The following is a 15,273-nucleotide window of genomic DNA, read 5'->3' on the forward strand; positions in this document are numbered from 1 at the left end:
CCTCAGCCTCAAGACGAGCGCGAAGGATATGCGCCTCCCAAGGATCAAAGTAGCGTCCGACCGTGGTGAGCATGATTTAGGGGCCTAACACTTGAGTTAAGCCGAACCGCGAAGCGGTTTCGGCTTGAATGACCAGTTAGCCGCCACGCGACCTCTCGCTTAGGTACTTCATGTCCGCCGACCTTGAGATGGGGCGTTCGCTGATTAGCGTCTCGAACGGCTCGGTCCCATCCAAATACAGTAAGCGTGGCTCTCTGGTGTAAAGAGCACCGCTGCCGCACGGCCCGCCCGCCTTGTAATAAGCTCGAGTCAGAACGATATCCCCAACGTCAAAGGGACCTTTCCAGCTGACGAGAACCCTCCACCGGATGCTTTGCTGGAATGGGCCGGTGAAGCTTGGCGAGGTCGCGTCTTCAGGTTCGTTGAGTACACCGACAGGGTGCGCCAGCACTACCACTTGGTGTGCGTTGAACTTCTCCTCCGGACTTGGATTGGGTTGGATGCAGCCCAGTGCCGGCGCGGGAAGCAAGATTGACACCAGCACCGCGATCAGAAGGATTCGATGAGGATTCATGGCGGCTAACGCCTAAGTTAAGCCGAGACGCGTAGTAGAGCAAAGCACATGGCAAGCTGTATCTGCCATGTAATTTGCGGAACGAAGCGGCTTCGGCTTGAACGCATTGTTAGGCCGCACCGCCAGAAAGCCTGCCCCCAGACTGCCGAAGGCCCACAAGATGGACGAGGCCGATCAGTAGGCAGATGGAAGAACTCACAACCCAGAACGTCATGCTGTTCCGGGGAAGTGCGCCATGACCGGCACGAATGCGATGCCCCGAACGATGTAGATGGTCGTGATTGCGGAGAGGATGGTACGTCGCAACGGCAGCTGGCGAATTACACCGGCACCGGAGAGAGCGTAAGCACTCCACCCAGCAAGAACGGCGGCAATGACCAGGGTAACGACGCTGGGGTACCAGTGGCCGGCCAAGTGCAATTGTGCCATTTGCTCTCCGGCGCCCAAGAGCCGAAACAGCGGAGCACCCACGGCCAGGCACGCCAGATGCATCAGCGCTGCGATCCCGCTAAGGGCGGCGCCGACTACCAGAAACTTGTTGGTTGGACTGGCCATGTAGCTCCCCAGTGGCCTAACGCCTGAGTTAAGCCGAGACGCGTAGTGGAGTGAACCACATGGCAAGCTCTTTCTGCCATGTGGTTTGCGGAACGAAGCGGCTTCGGCTTGAACGCATTGTTAGGCACCAGCCTCACGCGCCATCTCAATCAGAGACTTGCCGCTGTCGCGAAGTCGGGGAGAGATCTGCGCTACCCGCTCCGCCACAACAAGTGCTTCGCTCGGCCGATCCAACTCAAGGAGAGCCACCGCCTGGAACACGAGCGCATCCGCGTTATTGGGTAGCTCGACAAGCCTGTCCGTCGCGAACTGATACAACTCCGCGATCTTGTTCTTATCGAACATCTCAGCCATCAGGTCTTCGGGCGAAGTCTTGTCTCGCTCCTTGATTCGGGAGTAGTTGCAGTAGCCGGCTGCAAGAAAAATCAATGCAAGGAGGCCGGTAAGCACCCAGAGGTGGGCCTGAATTGCTTGGATGTCAGCTGCCATGAAATTCCCCTGTGGTGCCTAACAACAATTAGCCCCCTGAAATGAGGCGTCGCCCCGAGTATGCCCGGCAGGGCGAGAGGGGCCAATAGGGAAAATCCTACCGCTCTTCAACAGGTTGGATGACTGTCGCAGCTTTCTCCCGGCACTAGCCTGAAGGCGTTATCCGGTGCGCAAGGAAGCGCTATGGGCTTAGGCGGCCGAAAAGAGGGTGTAACGGGTCAGAAAGCCGATGCCGAAGCGGGCGAGCCTCGCCTGCTGGATCAGGTGCGGGCCCGGTTGAGGGTGCGCCACTACAGCCTGCGTACCGAACAGGCCTACGTGAGCTGGATCCGGCGTTTCATCCTGGCGAATGGCAAGCGTCACCCGCGGGAGCTGGAGGGACGGCATGTTGAGGCGTTCCTGACCGGGCTGGCTACCCGGGGGCGGGTGGCGGCCGCCACGCAGAACCAGGCGCTTGCGGCGCTGCTGTTCCTGTATCGGGAAGTGCTGCAGGTCAAGTTGCCCTGGATGGACTCGGTGATTCGGGCCAAGCGGCCGCGGCGCCTTCCTGTGGTTCTGTCGCAGACGGAAGTGCGGCGCCTGCTGGCGGCGGTGGATGAGCGCGCTTGGCTGATGGTGGCACTGCTGTACGGCACCGGGATGCGGTTGATGGAGTGCCTGCGGCTGCGGGTGAAGGACGTTGACTTCGAACGCCGGGAGATCCTGGTCCGGAGCGGCAAGGGCGGGAAGGATCGCCGGGTCCCGTTGCCCGACAGCGTGCGTGATCCACTGCTGGCTGCGATTGAAAGGGTGAGGATCACCCACGAGGCTGATCTGGCGGCCGGACTTGGTGGAGTGTGGCTGCCCGCCGCCCTTGAGCGGAAATATCCAAATGCCGCGGTCGAGTTTGGCTGGCAGTATCTGTTTCCCTCGCCGCGGCTTTCCACGGATCCGCGCACTGGCGCCATCAGGCGCCACCATCTGGACGACAGCGTGCTGCAGCGGTCGGTACGTGCAGCGCGGCAGCGGGCGGGGATCATCAAGCCCGCCACCTGCCACACGTTGCGCCATTCGTTCGCCACCCATCTGCTGGAAGCGGGCTACGACATCCGCACCATCCAGGAGCTGTTGGGCCACAAGGATCTGGCCACCACGCAGATCTACACCCACGTACTCAACCGGGGCGGGATGGCGGTGCGCAGCCCGTTGGATCGCTGATGGACGCGAAGTCCTCGTCCCGCAGGCAGTCGCCGTTCGGTCTGGCGTTGGTTGCGGCGCTGTTGGCAGGCGCGACGCTGGCATTGCGCCTGCCCGCGCTGCCATCAGCGGGTTGGATGTGGGTCGGGGCTGGGGTCGGTCTGGTGGGGTGGCTGTTCGGCCGACGGATGGCACTGCGGGTGCCCGCCGCGTTGCTGGCAGGTTTCATGTGGTGCGGGTTGCATGCGGCCTGGGCGTTGGCGCTGCAGCTTCCGGTGGAGCACGAGCGCGCCGATCTGGAGCTCACCGGACGGGTAGTCCAGCTGCCCGAGCACGATGCCGATCGCACCCGCTTCATGTTCCGGGTGGATCGGTCGGCGGAGAACCCGGAGTTCCTGCAGGGCAGGGTACTCAGGCTGTCGTGGTACGACGGCTGGGGCCAGGAAGCATCGCGTCGGGGCGAGATCGAGCCCGGCAGCGGGTGGCGTTTCACCGCGCGGGTACGGGCGCCGCGCGGGCTGCGCAATCCCGGCTGGTTCGATGGGGAGAAACAGGCGCTGTCCCGACGGATCGCGGCCATCGGCTATGTGCGTGACAGGGATCCGGTGGAGTGGCTGGGCGATGCGCGCGGAATGGACGCTTGGCGAGATGCGATGGCCACGCGCATCGATAGGGCGGTGGCCAGCGAATCATCGCGCTATGTGCGGGCGCTGGCGCTGGGGGATACGCGCCAGCTGGCCGAAGGGGACTGGGAGGCGCTGAGGGCCACCGGGCTGACCCATCTGATCGCGATCTCCGGCTTCCACGTGGGCCTGGTGGCGGGATTTTTCGCATTGATCGCGGCCGGCATCTGGAAGCTGCTGCCCCGGCTGGGGCGGTGGCTGCCCCGGCCCCAGGCGGCGGCGATCGTGGCGCTGGCAGGGTCGCTGGTGTACGCGGCGGTTGCCGGCTGGGAGCTGCCGACCGTGCGCACGGTGCTGATGATTGGCGTGGTGGTGGTGGCGCGCTTGTCGCGGCGCTCGCTGCGTGTGGCTGATTCGTTGGCGCTGGCGGCGGCTGCCATATTGTTGGTTGATCCGCTGTCGCTGCTCACAGCCGGGTTCTGGCTCAGCTTTGCCGGCGTGGCATGGCTGGTGTGGTGCCTGCCGCGGGTAGCCGAGCAGCGTCTGGTGTCGGGCTTCCTGGGTGCGCAGTGGGTTGCCACATTGGGGTTGCTGCCCTTGACCGCGGTGCTGTTTGGCCAGGCCTCGCTGGCCGGGCCGCTGGCCAACCTGGTGGCGATTCCGTGGTGGAGCCTGGTGGTGGTGCCGCTGTCGCTGCTGGGCACCGGGCTGGAGGCGGTGAATCCAGGATGGGGCGGCTGGGCATGGCGGCTGGCTGCATGGTGCTTTGACCTGTCCTGGCCGCTGTTTGGCTGGCTGGCGGAGAGCCGCTTCTCACTGTGGTGGCTGCCTGAAGCGCGCTGGGTTGCGCTGCCGCTGGCACTGATCGGCGCGTTCTGGCTGTTGCTGCCGCGGGGTGTGCCCGGCAAACCATTGGCGGCGCTGCTGTGGCTGCCGCTGCTGTGGCCCGACCGGGAGCTTCCACGCCATGGTGAGGCCGAGCTGGTGGTGCTGGACGTGGGGCAGGGGCTGTCAGTACTGATACGTACTGCCAATCACGCCTATCTGTATGACATGGGTCCGGCCGTCCCCGATGGGTACGACGCCGGTGAGCGGGTGGTGGTGCCGGCCCTGCTTGCGCTGGGCGTGCGCCGGCTGGATGGCGCCTTCGTCAGCCATGGCGATGCCGATCACGCCGGCGGCCTGGGGGCGGTAATGCGCCGCTTCCCGGCGCGGGCGCTGTTTGCGCCACACGGGTCGCCCGTGGAGGCGGCGCCTTGCCTGGCCGGAACCGCGTGGGAGGCGGACGGGGTTCGCTTCAGTTTCCTCCACCCGACCATGCACTTCCCCTACCTGGGCAACGAGGCCAGCTGCGTGCTGCGGGTGGAAACGGACCACGGCGCGGCGCTGTTGACCGGCGATGTCGGCCACGTGGTCGAGCGCGAAATGACCCGGCGGGATCCGCAATCCGTCCGCGCTGACCTGGTGTTGATGGGGCACCACGGCAGTCGCGGTTCGTCCGATCCCATGTTCGTGGCCGCCACCGGGGCCAGCCATGCCTTGGTGTCGGCTGGCTATGGCAACCGGTTCGGGCATCCGGACGGCGGCGCGGTGCAGCGCTGGCAGGAGGCCGGCGCCCAGGTGCTGTCCACGGCCACCGGCGGTGCCCTGCGGCTGAGGCTGGCGGAAGGCGGCGTGGTTGCGGAGCAGCGGCGGCTGGCCCGTCGCCGTTTGTGGGATGCCGATCACCGTCCGGGCGGATAACGGCTTGGCCGCCGCCCTACGCTATCCTATTCGCCGGTTTTATCAGGCCCGCGGGGCCCTGGGGATATACGTGCTGGAACTGGTCAAGGCTGGCGGCTGGCCGATGATTCCACTGCTGATGCTTTCGGCGGTGGGGCTGGCGATCGTGGTCGAGCGCCTGTGGGCGTTGCGGCGGCAGGCGGTGATGCCGGCCGGGCTGGGCGCGGAAGTACGCAGCTGGGCCGGGCGCGGACGGCTGGATCCGGCCCATATCGATTCCCTGCGCACCAACTCTCCGCTGGGCGAGCTGCTGGCCGCGGCGCTGGATGTACGCAACCGCCCGCGCGAAGAGATCCGCGAGCGGATCGAGGATACCGGCCGGCACCTGGTGCACCGCATGGAGCGTTACCTGGACGGACTGGCCACCGTTGCTTCCACCGGTCCGTTGCTGGGGCTGTTCGGCACGGTGGTGGGCATGATCCAGATGTTCCTTGGGGCAATGGAGTACGGCGTGGGCGATGTCAGCCAGCTGGCCGGCGGCATCGGCAAGGCGCTGGTGTGCGCGGCCATGGGCATGGTGGTGGCGATACCGGCACTGATCTTCCACCGCTGGTTCCGCAGCCGGATCGATTCCTACATCGTGCAGATGGAGAAGGAAGCCATCCTGCTGTTGGACGTGTTGGATCCGCGTTCACGCCGCGCCGGCGCCAGCGTTGCCGCCGAATCCGCACCGCCCGCCAACCCGCTTCCCGCGCGGAGCTGATCCACCGTGCGCATCCGCGACCGCCGTGCCGAGTCCGAGCCCGAGATCAACCTCGTGCCGCTGATCGACGTGATCCTGGTGCTGATCATCTTTTTCGTCGTCACCACCACCTTCGATACCAGCTCGGTGCTCAAGCTGCAGCTGCCCAGTGCCAGCAGCGACCAGACCGAGGCGCCCAGCCAGGCGCTGAGCGTGCTGGTGAACGCCGATGGCCGCTATTTCATTGATGAGCACGAGGCGCTGCGCACCGATGTGGAGTCGCTCAAGCGCACCATCATCGAAGTAGCCGGTGACGACCGCCAGCGCCCGGTGCTGCTGCGGGCCGATGCCCGCACCCCGCACCAGGCGGTGGTGACTGCGATGGAAGCGCTGGGCCAGCTCGGCTTCCGCCATGTATCCATCGCCACCGCGCCGGACCAGGCGGTGGCGCCGTGAGCGGGCCGGCTGCGCAAGAGGAGCAGGCAGCCTGGCCGATCTACCGGCGGCTGCTGGGCTATGCCTGGCGTTACTGGCCGCTGCTGCTGGTGGCGCTGGTGGGCATGACCATCGAGGCGGTCGCCGGCGCCGCTTTCGTCCAGCTGATGGACCCGCTGGTGAACGACGGTTTTGTCGATCCGCAGCCGCGCATGGCGGTCCTGCTGCCGCTGGCCATCGTGGCCCTGTTCCTGATGCGCGGCGTTGCCACATTCGCCACCGACTACGGCATGGCCCGCGCCGGCCGCAGCGTGGTGCGTGACCTGCGCGAACTGGTGCTGGCCAAGTACCTGCGCCTGCCCAGCACCAGCTTTGACCGCGAGTCGGTGCCGGTGATGGTGAGCCGCCTCAATTTCGATACCGAACAGGTCACCCAAGCCAGCGCCGACGCGCTCAAGGTGATCGTGGCCGACGGGCTGACCATCCTGCTGCTGCTGGTGATCATGTTCCTCACCAGCGTCAAGGTGACTCTGGCGATGATCGTGATCGCGCCGCTGATCGGGGTGCTGGTGTGGGTGGTAGGCAAGCGCTACCGGCGCATCAGCGGCGGCATCCAGACCGGCATGGGCGACCTGGCCCAGGCGGCCGAACAGTCTTTGGCCGCCCAGCAGGACGTGAAGGTCTACGGCGCGCAGCAGTTCGAGCGCACCCGCTATTCGGGTCTGGCCAACCGCATCCTGCGCCTGAACATGAAGGTCGAGACCACCCGCGCGATGGCGTCGGCAATGGTCCAGATCCTGGCCGCGATCGCGCTGGCCGGGATCGTCTGGGTGGCCACCCGCGAAGCGCTGGTAGGCCAGCTCAACCCCGGCGAATTCGTCAAGCTGATGACCGCGATGATGGGCATCATTCCGTCGCTGCGCCGGATCACCAATGTGCAGAGCGTCATCGGGCGTGGCGTCGCCGCGGCCGAGCGCCTGTTCCAGGTGCTGGACACGGAAGAAGAGCGCGACACCGGCAAGGTGACACTTGGCCGTGCCCGCGGCGAGCTGGAATTCAGGAACGTCGATCTGCGCTACAGCCGCGAGGGCGATGACACGCCGGGCATGGCCCTGCAGGACATCAGCTTCACTGCTCGTCCGGGCACGGTGACCGCGATCGTCGGGCGCTCGGGCAGTGGCAAGACCAGCCTGGTGCGCTTGGTACCGCGCTTCTATGAACCCAGTGCAGGCCGGATCACCTTGGATGGGGTGCCGCTGGACGACTATCGCCTGGCCGACCTGCGCCGGCAGATCGCCTTGGTCGGGCAGCGGGTGATGCTGTTTGACGACACCGTGGCAGCCAACATCGCCTACGCCGCCGAAGCCGGCCCCGACGCGCTGGAGCAGGCTGCCAAGGATGCCAACGCGCTGGAGTTCATCGAGCGCCTGCCGCAGGGCATGGAGACGCCGATCGGTGAGAACGGCTCGCTGCTCTCCGGCGGCCAGCGCCAGCGCCTGGCGATCGCCCGCGCCATCCTGCGCGATGCCCCGATCCTGATCCTGGACGAGGCCACGGCGGCGCTGGATACCGAATCCGAGCGGCTGGTGCAGGACGCGCTCAACCGCCTGATGCCGGACCGGACCACCCTGGTGATCGCCCATCGCCTGTCCACTATCGAACACGCCGACCAGGTGCTGGTGCTCGACCACGGCCGGCTGGTGGAGCAGGGCACCCACGCCGAGCTGCTCACCCGCGGCGGCCTCTACGCCCACCTGCACAACATGCAGTTCCGCGAGTCCCCCGAATGAACATGGCGTTTGGCGCCAACGCGGACGGCCTGCCCACACCCGTAGGAGCGCGCCACGCGCGCGAAGCCGCGTGAATCATGGCCCGTAAACCCCCCGCCTGGTGGTTCGACGGCGCCCGCGTCCCTCTCGCCGCCCGCGCCCTGTCCCACGTCTATGCCGGTGCCGTGTCCACCCGCCGCTGGCTCTACGACAAGCGCCTGCGCCGCAGCGCCGGCATCGATGTCCCGGTGATCGTGGTCGGCAACCTGATCGCTGGCGGCAGCGGCAAGACTCCGCTGGCCATCGCACTGGTGGAGCGCCTGCGCGCCGCGGGCTTTACCCCGGGCGTGGCCAGTCGTGGCTACGGGCGTGAGGACGAAAAGCGCGCGCGCTGGGTGGAGGCGGATACTGATCCACGCCTCGGCGGTGACGAGCCGGTGCTCATTGCCTATCGCACCGGGGCAAAGGTGCGCGTGGACCGCAATCGCGTTGCCGCCGCCCGCGCACTGGCGAAAGCGGGCTGCGACGTGGTGGTGTGCGATGACGGCCTGCAGCATTACCGTCTGCGCCGGGATATCGAGATTGAAGTGATCGATGGCCGCCGCCGCTATGGCAATGGCCGCCTGATCCCTGCAGGCCCGCTGCGCGAACGCCCCGAGCGCAGCAGCAGCTTTGATTTCCGTGTGGTCAACGGCGGCGGGGAGGGCGTGGACCAGCCGGGCTTTGGCGAATGGCCAATGCGCCTGCAGACCAGCCGGGTCCAGCCGCTGTACGGCGGGCGTCCGCTGCCGCTGTCCATGTTCGCCAACAGCCGGGTGCATGCGGTGGCCGGCATCGGCGATCCGGAGCGCTTCTTCGCCACCCTGCGGGCGCAGGGCATTGCGGTGGTGCCACATGCGTTCCCCGACCACCATCGCTACATCGCCGCCGACCTGCAGTTCGGCAGCGACCTGCCGGTGCTGATGACCGAGAAGGACGCGGTCAAGTGCCGCGGCTTTGCCGCCGATCGCCACTACAGCGTGCCCATCACCGCCGAGCTGCCCGAGGCATTCTGGATCGCCCTCCTCGACCGCCTCACAAGCCCGTCCCGCACGCCATGACCACAACGCCCGATTTCGTCGTCGCCATCCCCGCGCGCTTCGCCTCCACCCGCCTGCCCGGAAAGCCCCTGCAGCTGATCGCCGGCGAGCCGATGATCCTGCACGTTGCCCGTCGGGCACTGGCCGCCGGCGCGCGGGAAGTCTGGGTCGCGGCCGACGATGCGCGCATCGCCACGGTGCTGGAGGACAGCGGCGTGCACGTGGCCATGACCGCCGGCAGCCACCAGTCCGGTACCGATCGCCTGGCCGAGTGCGCTGACATCGCCGGATGGAGCGATGACGTGGTGGTGGTGAACCTGCAGGGCGATGAACCTTTCGCCCCGGCCGCCGGTATCCAGGCCGTCGCAGCCATCCTGGTCGAGTCCGGCGCGCCGATGGCCACCCTCGCCACCCCGGTGGAAAGCGCAGAAGCCCTGTTCGACCCCAACGCAGTGAAGCTGGTGCGCGCCGCCAGCGGTGACGCCATGTACTTCAGCCGCGCGCCGCTGCCGTGGGCGCGCGATGCCTTTGCCAGCGACCGCAGCCGGCTGCCCGACGGCGGACCGTGGCTGCGCCACATCGGCATCTACGCCTATCGCGCCGGGTTCCTGCGCACATTCGCAGCGATGGCGCCGGGCCGGCTGGAGCAGCTGGAGGCGCTGGAGCAGCTGCGCGTGCTGGAAGCCGGATATCGCATTGCGGTTGGTGTTACCCCCGAACCCTTTCCCCCGGGCGTGGATACGCCCGCTGACCTGGAGCGCGCACGCAAGCGCATGGAGCAAAAAGAATGACCCGACCCGTGAACCTGCTGGTGGTGTGCCTGGGCAACATCTGCCGCTCGCCGATGGCCGAAGGCGCGCTGCGCGCCCGTCTGGACGAGGCGGGACTGGGCCACGTGCGGGTGGATTCGGCCGGCACCAGCGATTGGCACGTGGGCAAGCCGCCCGACAGCCGCTCCATCGCTACCGCGGCGCGGCATGGCGTGGACATTTCCGGCCAGCGGGCACGCCAGCTCCACGAAGACGATTACCGGCGCTTTGACTGGGTGCTGTGCGCCGATCTGCAGAACCTTGCCGATGTGCAGGCCCGCAGGCCAGAGGACGCCAGCGCGCAGATCGACCTCCTGACCCGCTGGGCCGGCGTGCATGCCGATGTGGATGAGGGAGCGATCCCGGATCCGTATACCGGCGGGCGTGACGAGTTCGAACACGTCTGGAAAATGGTGGACGCGGTAGCCGAAGCGGTCGTTGCACGCCTTCACACCGGTATTGACGCATAATCTGGCGCTCGCCCGTTTCGCCCCGTTCCCATGGATGCACAGGTCGCTCCCGAGTTTCCGGACTCCATTGAATGGCTCAACCTTGCCGGGCCGCTGCGCATGTCGCAGCTGCGCGGAAAGGTCTGCGCCCTTGCGTTCGTCAACGCAGGCTCGGCCTGGTCCATCCAGCGGCTGAAAGACCTGGTGACCCTGCTCGGGCGCCATCGCGAGGGACTCAACGTGGTGGCCGTGCACGTGCCGCGCTTCGAGCACGAGCGCGAGGGGCGCCGGGTGGCCAAGCGGCTGCGCAGGTATGGCTTCGAGTTCCCGCTGGGGCACGATCCCGACTGGACCCTGTGGCAGCACTACGATGTGCAGGCCTGGCCGACGGTGGTTCTGGTTGACGGTAATGGCGTGGTCTCCGGCCGGGTGGTCGGCGATGGTCCGCTGCGCGAGTTGGACGCCCAGGTGGCGGATCTGGTGCGCGCGCTGGTGCCGCAGTCAATCAACCCCGAACCGATCGAACTGCGGCGGGGCGGCGAGCCGCCGTTGCCGCTGCGCTTCCCCATGGGCCTGGCCCTGGCCGGCAACTATCTCTACGTGGCCGACAGCGCCCACCACCGCGTGCTGGAGTGCGACCAGAGCGGACGCATCCTGCGTCAGTTCGGCAGCGGCGGAGTGGGCTTCATCGACGGACCGATGGAGCTGGCCGCGTTCAACCAGCCGCAGGGCATCGCGGTGGAGCGCGACCTGCTGTACGTGGCCGACGCGGGCAACCACGCGGTGCGCCGGGTGCAGCTGCGTACCGGTGATATCGACACCGTGCTCGGCGCCGGTCGGCCCGGTACGCCGGCCGACGGCACCGTGGCCAATCCGCGTGACACGGTCATGGATCGGCCCACCGGCGTGGCTCTGGCCGCTGGCTGCCTTTACGTGTGCAGCAGCGGCGACAACCGGGTGTGGGCCTATGGGCTGGGCGATCACTCGCTGCGCTGCCTGGCGGGCTCCGGCCGCCTGGAAGTGACTGACGGCGTGGGCGCGGAAGCGGCGTTCGCAGAGCCCACCGGGCTCGCGGCCGTGCAGCAGACGGTCTATGTGTGCGATGCAGCCGGCTCGGCGGTGCGCAGCGTCAACGCACGCAGTGGCCAGGTGCAGACGGTGATGGGCCGCAGCGCATGGGAGTTCGGCAGCCAGGACGGCCGGCGCAGTGAAGCCCGGTTGCAGCAGCCGCAGGCGATTGCCCTGGATCCTGATTCGCCGCGGCTGTGGATTGCGGATTCGGGCAACGACCAGCTGCGCTGCCTGCGCCTGGGCGGCGGCGAGGTCTCCACCTTTGCGCTGCCGCGTCCGCTGCACGGCCCAGCCGGGCTGGCGGTGGGTTCCGGAGTGGTCTGGATCGCCGATACCGATGCGCACGCCGTGCTGCGTCTGGACACTTCTACCGGGGATCTGCACCACATCCCCCTCGGCGAATGAGCCCGGGCGGGGACAGCGTGCCCGGTCCGGCGCCGGAAGCGTTTGACGGCAAGGCCTACGTGGCCGGCTTGCCCAATGCGCCCGGCGTGTACCGCATGCTCGCCGCCGATGGCGGGGTGCTGTACGTGGGCAAGGCCGGCTCGCTGCGCAAGCGGGTGGCCAGCTATTTCAGCGCCTCGCCCAAGTCGGCGAGGATCATGTCCATGCTGGCCCAGGTGGCGAGCATGGAGGTCACGGTCACCCGTACCGAGATCGAGGCGCTGCTGCTCGAGAACCAGCTGATCAAGTCGCTCAAGCCGCGTTACAACGTGATGCTGCGTGACGACAAGAGCTATCCCTACGTGTTGCTGACCGGAGACGAATGGCCCCGTCTCGCCTTCCACCGCGGCCCGCGCAGCACCCCTGGCCGCTATTTCGGCCCGTATCCCAATGCGGGCACGGTGCGCGACACGCTCAACCTGATGCACAAGCTGTTCCGCCTGCGCAGCTGCGAGGACAGCGTGTTCCGCAACCGTTCGCGGCCGTGCCTGCAATATCAGATCGGCCGCTGCAGCGCGCCCTGCGTGGGCCTGGCGCCGGCGGAGGAATATGCCGATGCGGTGCACCGGGTCACCCTGTTCCTGGACGGTCGCAGCGACGAGTTGACCAACGAGCTGAGCACGGCGATGGAACGGGCCAGCGCGGATCTGGACTTCGAGCTCGCCGCCCGGCTGCGTGACCAGGTTGCCGCGATCCGCAGCCTGCAGTCGCGCCAGTATGTGGACGGGCACGTGGCCGATCTGGACGTATTGGCCTGCGCCATGCGCGGCAGCGAGGCCTGCGTGCTGCTGCTGGCGTTTCGTGACGGACGCAACCTGGGGACGCGGGCGTTCTATCCGCAGACCCGCGGCAGCGAGGACGCGGCCGAAGTGCTGTCCGCGTTCGTATCGCAGTACTACGCCGCACAGCCGCCGCCGCCCGAGATCGTGCTGGATCGCCCGATCGAGGAGGGCGAGCTGCTGGAGCAGGCGTTCTCGGAATCGGCCGGGCGCCGGGTGCGCATCCGCTCCAGCGTGCGCGGCGACCGCGCCGGCTATCTGGACCTGGCGCGGCGCAACGCCGAACTGTCGCTGGCCGTGCGGGTGGACAGCCAGTCCGCCCAGCAGGCACGGCTGGAAGGGCTGCGTGAGCTGCTCGGCATGGACGAACCGCCGCAGCGGATCGAGTGCTTCGATATCAGCCACACCATGGGCGAGGCCACGGTGGCCTCCTGCGTTGTATTCGATGGTGAAGGTCCGGTGCGTGGGCAATACCGCCGCTACAACATCACCGGCGTGATTCCGGGCGACGACTACGCGGCCATGGGCCAGGCGCTGATGCGCCGCTTCCGGCGTGCGGCCGAGGCGGGCGGAGTGGTGCCCGACGTGCTGCTGATCGACGGTGGGGCAGGTCAGGTGCGTCAGGCGAACGAGGTGCTGGCGGAGCTCGGCGTGGCGGACGTGATCGTGGTCGGCGTGGCCAAGGGCCCGGAGCGGCGCGCAGGTCATGAAACTCTGCTGCTGCCGGACGGGCGTGAGCTGCGTCCGGGACCGGCCGCGCCCGGCCTGCAGCTGATCCAGCAGGTCCGCGACGAGGCGCACCGGTTTGCCATCACCGGCCATCGTGGCCGCCGCCAGAAGGCGCGCAGCGTCAGCCGGTTGGAGGATATTCCCGGGATCGGCCCGCGCCGGCGCGGCAATCTGCTGCGCCACTTCGGCGGCCTGGTTGGCCTGCGCGCCGCGGGCGTGGAAGAGATCGCCCACGTGGAAGGGATCAGCAACGCCCTGGCCAAGCGCATCCATGCCAGCCTGCACGGGATTGAGTCGCAGGACGGGTCCTGATTCGCACTCTGTCGCAGCAACTCCACTGCCCACCCCGTAGAATGGCCGCGTGCAAATGAAGCTCACTATCCCCACCTGGCTGACCCTGCTGCGGATGATGATGATCCCGCTGCTGGTGCTGGTCTTCTATCTGCCCTTCAGTTGGACCAATCTGGCTGCTGCGGCGATCTTTGCCGTGGCGGCGATCACCGACTGGCTGGACGGCTGGATCGCGCGCCGCTTCAACCAGTTTTCGGCCTTTGGCGCCTTCCTCGATCCGGTGGCCGACAAGCTGATGGTGGCGGTGGCCCTGTTCCTGATCGTGCAGGCGCATCCAACGCCGTGGATGGCATTCTGGGCGGCGGTGATCGTCGGCCGCGAGATCGCGGTTTCGGCGCTGCGCGAGTGGATGGCCGAACTGGGTCAGCGGGCTACCGTGCGGGTGGCGATGATCGGCAAGATCAAGACCGTAGTGCAGATGGTGGCCATCCTGTGCCTGCTGTACGCGGTCACCCCGAAGAGCCGGCCCGAGGCGCTCAAGCCGTGGTGGAACGACATGGTGTTCCTGCTTGGCGACTGGCTGCTGGCTGGCGCTGCGGTACTGACCTTGTGGTCCGGGTTGATGTATCTGCGTGCGGCGTGGCCCGTGCTGCGGGGACCGGATGGAAACGGTTGACATACATTTCTGAACCCGTAAAATAACGGGTTCAACGCGGGAATAGCTCAGTTGGTAGAGCGCAACCTTGCCAAGGTTGAGGTCGCGAGTTCGAGTCTCGTTTCCCGCTCCAGATTTGATCCGACGAAACCCCGTACGCGGGGTTTCGTCGCGTCGGGCGCTTGAAATTGGCGCCCACCTGCGCCAACTTTAACGGCGTTACGTCACCGGCCTGGTGGCAGAGTGGTCATGCAGCGGACTGCAAATCCGCGTACGCCGGTTCGATTCCGACCCAGGCCTCCATATTGAGCAAGCAAAAGGCCCGCTTTGGCGGGCCTTTTTGCGTGTTGCTTTGCGTTGAGCTGACAAGCCGTGCGCCAAAAAAACGTGGCTAGGCGGAACGACTGGTGCCCGGAGCGGGGGTCGAACCCGCATGGTGTTGCCACCGAGGGATTTTAAGTCCCTTGCGTATACCAGTTTCGCCACCCGGGCCGGCAACGCAGTAGCGTGCCTGAGAGTGGCCTGTGTGGAAAGCCCGGGAGGCCGAGTGGCGCGGGCGGATCAGCCGAAAGTAGCGACGATTTCGAACTTGCCGTCATCATTCTCCGCTTCAACGCTGGCGGGCAGGCCGTGGTACAGGCTTCTGGCATCGGCCATGATCGTGGCGATCTCCAGGCCCTTGGCCCGTTCGGGGAACCAGAAAACAGGATTGCCGGCGTCCAGAAGTTGCCAGCCGCCATATGACTTGACCAGTTGCAGGGTGGCCGTATTCATGGGCGCGCTCCATGCGGTGAGGAGGGCGCCCCGGCCCAGCTGACGACTTGCTCATGGTCGCGGCCAAATCCTTTGCAGAGCGGCATCCGTTGCCTTGTGCATGACCGT

The 15,273-nt window shown here is 67.0% G+C and carries 13 protein-coding genes, 3 tRNA genes and 1 pseudogene; 13 read left to right on the top strand and 4 right to left on the bottom strand.

The genetic code is table 11. The features are described 5' to 3' along the window. Positions 1–784: 784 nt before the first annotated feature. Positions 785–1,129 (bottom strand): hypothetical protein, encoded by a 345-nt coding sequence (locus ACW7G3_RS08975; RefSeq protein WP_456982418.1) that lies wholly within the window; start codon positions 1,127–1,129, stop codon positions 785–787. A 120-nt stretch (positions 1,130–1,249) separates the two neighbouring features. Next, positions 1,250–1,618, bottom strand: a complete 369-nt coding sequence (locus ACW7G3_RS08980) for a hypothetical protein (protein WP_456982419.1) — start codon at positions 1,616–1,618, stop codon at positions 1,250–1,252. Positions 1,619–1,801: 183 nt separating this feature from the next. Between ACW7G3_RS08980 and ACW7G3_RS08985 the strand changes: the two genes are divergently transcribed. The 13 genes and pseudogenes from ACW7G3_RS08985 (at position 1,802) to ACW7G3_RS09045 (ending at position 14,694) form a co-directional block, all read left to right on the top strand. Beyond that, complete coding sequence (locus ACW7G3_RS08985) at positions 1,802–2,815, top strand: integron integrase (RefSeq protein WP_456982420.1); 1,014 nt, start codon at positions 1,802–1,804, stop codon at positions 2,813–2,815. Next, positions 2,815–5,337 (top strand): annotated as a pseudogene (locus tag ACW7G3_RS08990) (DNA internalization-related competence protein ComEC/Rec2); the annotation flags it as partial. The gene ACW7G3_RS08985 and the pseudogene ACW7G3_RS08990, both read left to right, overlap by 1 nt. Beyond that, positions 5,231–5,902 carry a MotA/TolQ/ExbB proton channel family protein gene (locus ACW7G3_RS08995; protein WP_456974544.1) on the top strand — a complete coding sequence of 224 codons (672 nt, stop codon included), beginning with the start codon at positions 5,231–5,233 and terminating at the stop codon, positions 5,900–5,902. The pseudogene ACW7G3_RS08990 and the gene ACW7G3_RS08995, both read left to right, overlap by 107 nt. A gap of 6 nt (positions 5,903–5,908) precedes the next feature. Then, positions 5,909–6,337: an ExbD/TolR family protein gene (locus tag ACW7G3_RS09000; protein ID WP_456974546.1), complete on the top strand. Its 429-nt coding sequence runs from the start codon at positions 5,909–5,911 to the stop codon at positions 6,335–6,337. Beyond that, the gene (gene msbA, locus ACW7G3_RS09005; protein ID WP_456982421.1) at positions 6,334–8,106 is read left to right on the top strand and encodes a lipid A export permease/ATP-binding protein MsbA; all 1,773 of its coding nucleotides are present in this window, start codon (positions 6,334–6,336) and stop codon (positions 8,104–8,106) included. Before ACW7G3_RS09000 ends, msbA begins: the two co-directional genes overlap by 4 nt. A gap of 77 nt (positions 8,107–8,183) precedes the next feature. Then, entirely contained in the window at positions 8,184–9,185 is a 1,002-nt protein-coding gene (lpxK, locus tag ACW7G3_RS09010) for a tetraacyldisaccharide 4'-kinase (protein ID WP_456982422.1), read from the top strand. Further along, positions 9,182–9,955, top strand: coding sequence for a 3-deoxy-manno-octulosonate cytidylyltransferase (kdsB, locus tag ACW7G3_RS09015; RefSeq protein ID WP_456982424.1), 774 nt, complete (start codon positions 9,182–9,184; stop codon positions 9,953–9,955). The genes lpxK and kdsB overlap by 4 nt, the downstream gene beginning before the upstream one ends. A gap of 8 nt (positions 9,956–9,963) precedes the next feature. Beyond that, complete coding sequence (locus ACW7G3_RS09020; protein WP_456982710.1) at positions 9,964–10,443, top strand: low molecular weight protein-tyrosine-phosphatase; 480 nt, start codon at positions 9,964–9,966, stop codon at positions 10,441–10,443. A gap of 30 nt (positions 10,444–10,473) precedes the next feature. After that, positions 10,474–11,898: a thioredoxin-like domain-containing protein gene (locus tag ACW7G3_RS09025; RefSeq protein ID WP_456982425.1), complete on the top strand. Its 1,425-nt coding sequence runs from the start codon at positions 10,474–10,476 to the stop codon at positions 11,896–11,898. Next, on the top strand, positions 11,895–13,757 hold the full coding sequence (gene uvrC / locus ACW7G3_RS09030; protein WP_456982427.1) for an excinuclease ABC subunit UvrC: 1,863 nt from the start codon (positions 11,895–11,897) through the stop codon (positions 13,755–13,757). The genes ACW7G3_RS09025 and uvrC overlap by 4 nt, the downstream gene beginning before the upstream one ends. A 55-nt stretch (positions 13,758–13,812) precedes the next feature. Then, complete coding sequence (gene pgsA / locus ACW7G3_RS09035; RefSeq protein ID WP_456974558.1) at positions 13,813–14,412, top strand: CDP-diacylglycerol--glycerol-3-phosphate 3-phosphatidyltransferase; 600 nt, start codon at positions 13,813–13,815, stop codon at positions 14,410–14,412. A 36-nt stretch (positions 14,413–14,448) separates the two neighbouring features. Further along, a tRNA-Gly gene (locus ACW7G3_RS09040) sits at positions 14,449–14,524 on the top strand. A gap of 96 nt (positions 14,525–14,620) precedes the next feature. Further along, positions 14,621–14,694 (top strand) — tRNA-Cys (locus tag ACW7G3_RS09045). A 102-nt stretch (positions 14,695–14,796) separates the two neighbouring features. Here ACW7G3_RS09045 and ACW7G3_RS09050 read toward each other — a convergent pair. Next, positions 14,797–14,883 (bottom strand) — tRNA-Leu (locus ACW7G3_RS09050). A 69-nt stretch (positions 14,884–14,952) separates the two neighbouring features. Further along, the gene (locus ACW7G3_RS09055) at positions 14,953–15,165 is read right to left on the bottom strand and encodes a hypothetical protein (protein WP_456974560.1); all 213 of its coding nucleotides are present in this window, start codon (positions 15,163–15,165) and stop codon (positions 14,953–14,955) included. Positions 15,166–15,273: the final 108 nt, after the last annotated feature.

It is taken from the genome of Luteimonas sp. A478 (genome assembly GCF_054052025.1).

Bases quoted from the DNA above. Each gene is read 5' to 3' on its own strand.
- ACW7G3_RS09055 (WP_456974560.1), bottom strand. From the start codon at position 15,165: ATGAATACGGCCACCCTGCAACTGGTCAAGTCATATGGCGGCTGGCAA.
- lpxK (WP_456982422.1), top strand. From the start codon at position 8,184: ATGGCCCGTAAACCCCCCGCCTGGTGGTTCGACGGCGCCCGCGTCCCT.
- uvrC (WP_456982427.1), top strand. From the start codon at position 11,895: ATGAGCCCGGGCGGGGACAGCGTGCCCGGTCCGGCGCCGGAAGCGTTT.
- ACW7G3_RS08975 (WP_456982418.1), bottom strand. From the start codon at position 1,129: ATGGCCAGTCCAACCAACAAGTTTCTGGTAGTCGGCGCCGCCCTTAGC.
- ACW7G3_RS08980 (WP_456982419.1), bottom strand. From the start codon at position 1,618: ATGGCAGCTGACATCCAAGCAATTCAGGCCCACCTCTGGGTGCTTACC.
- ACW7G3_RS08985 (WP_456982420.1), top strand. From the start codon at position 1,802: ATGGGCTTAGGCGGCCGAAAAGAGGGTGTAACGGGTCAGAAAGCCGAT.
- ACW7G3_RS09025 (WP_456982425.1), top strand. From the start codon at position 10,474: ATGGATGCACAGGTCGCTCCCGAGTTTCCGGACTCCATTGAATGGCTC.
- kdsB (WP_456982424.1), top strand. From the start codon at position 9,182: ATGACCACAACGCCCGATTTCGTCGTCGCCATCCCCGCGCGCTTCGCC.
- pgsA (WP_456974558.1), top strand. From the start codon at position 13,813: ATGAAGCTCACTATCCCCACCTGGCTGACCCTGCTGCGGATGATGATG.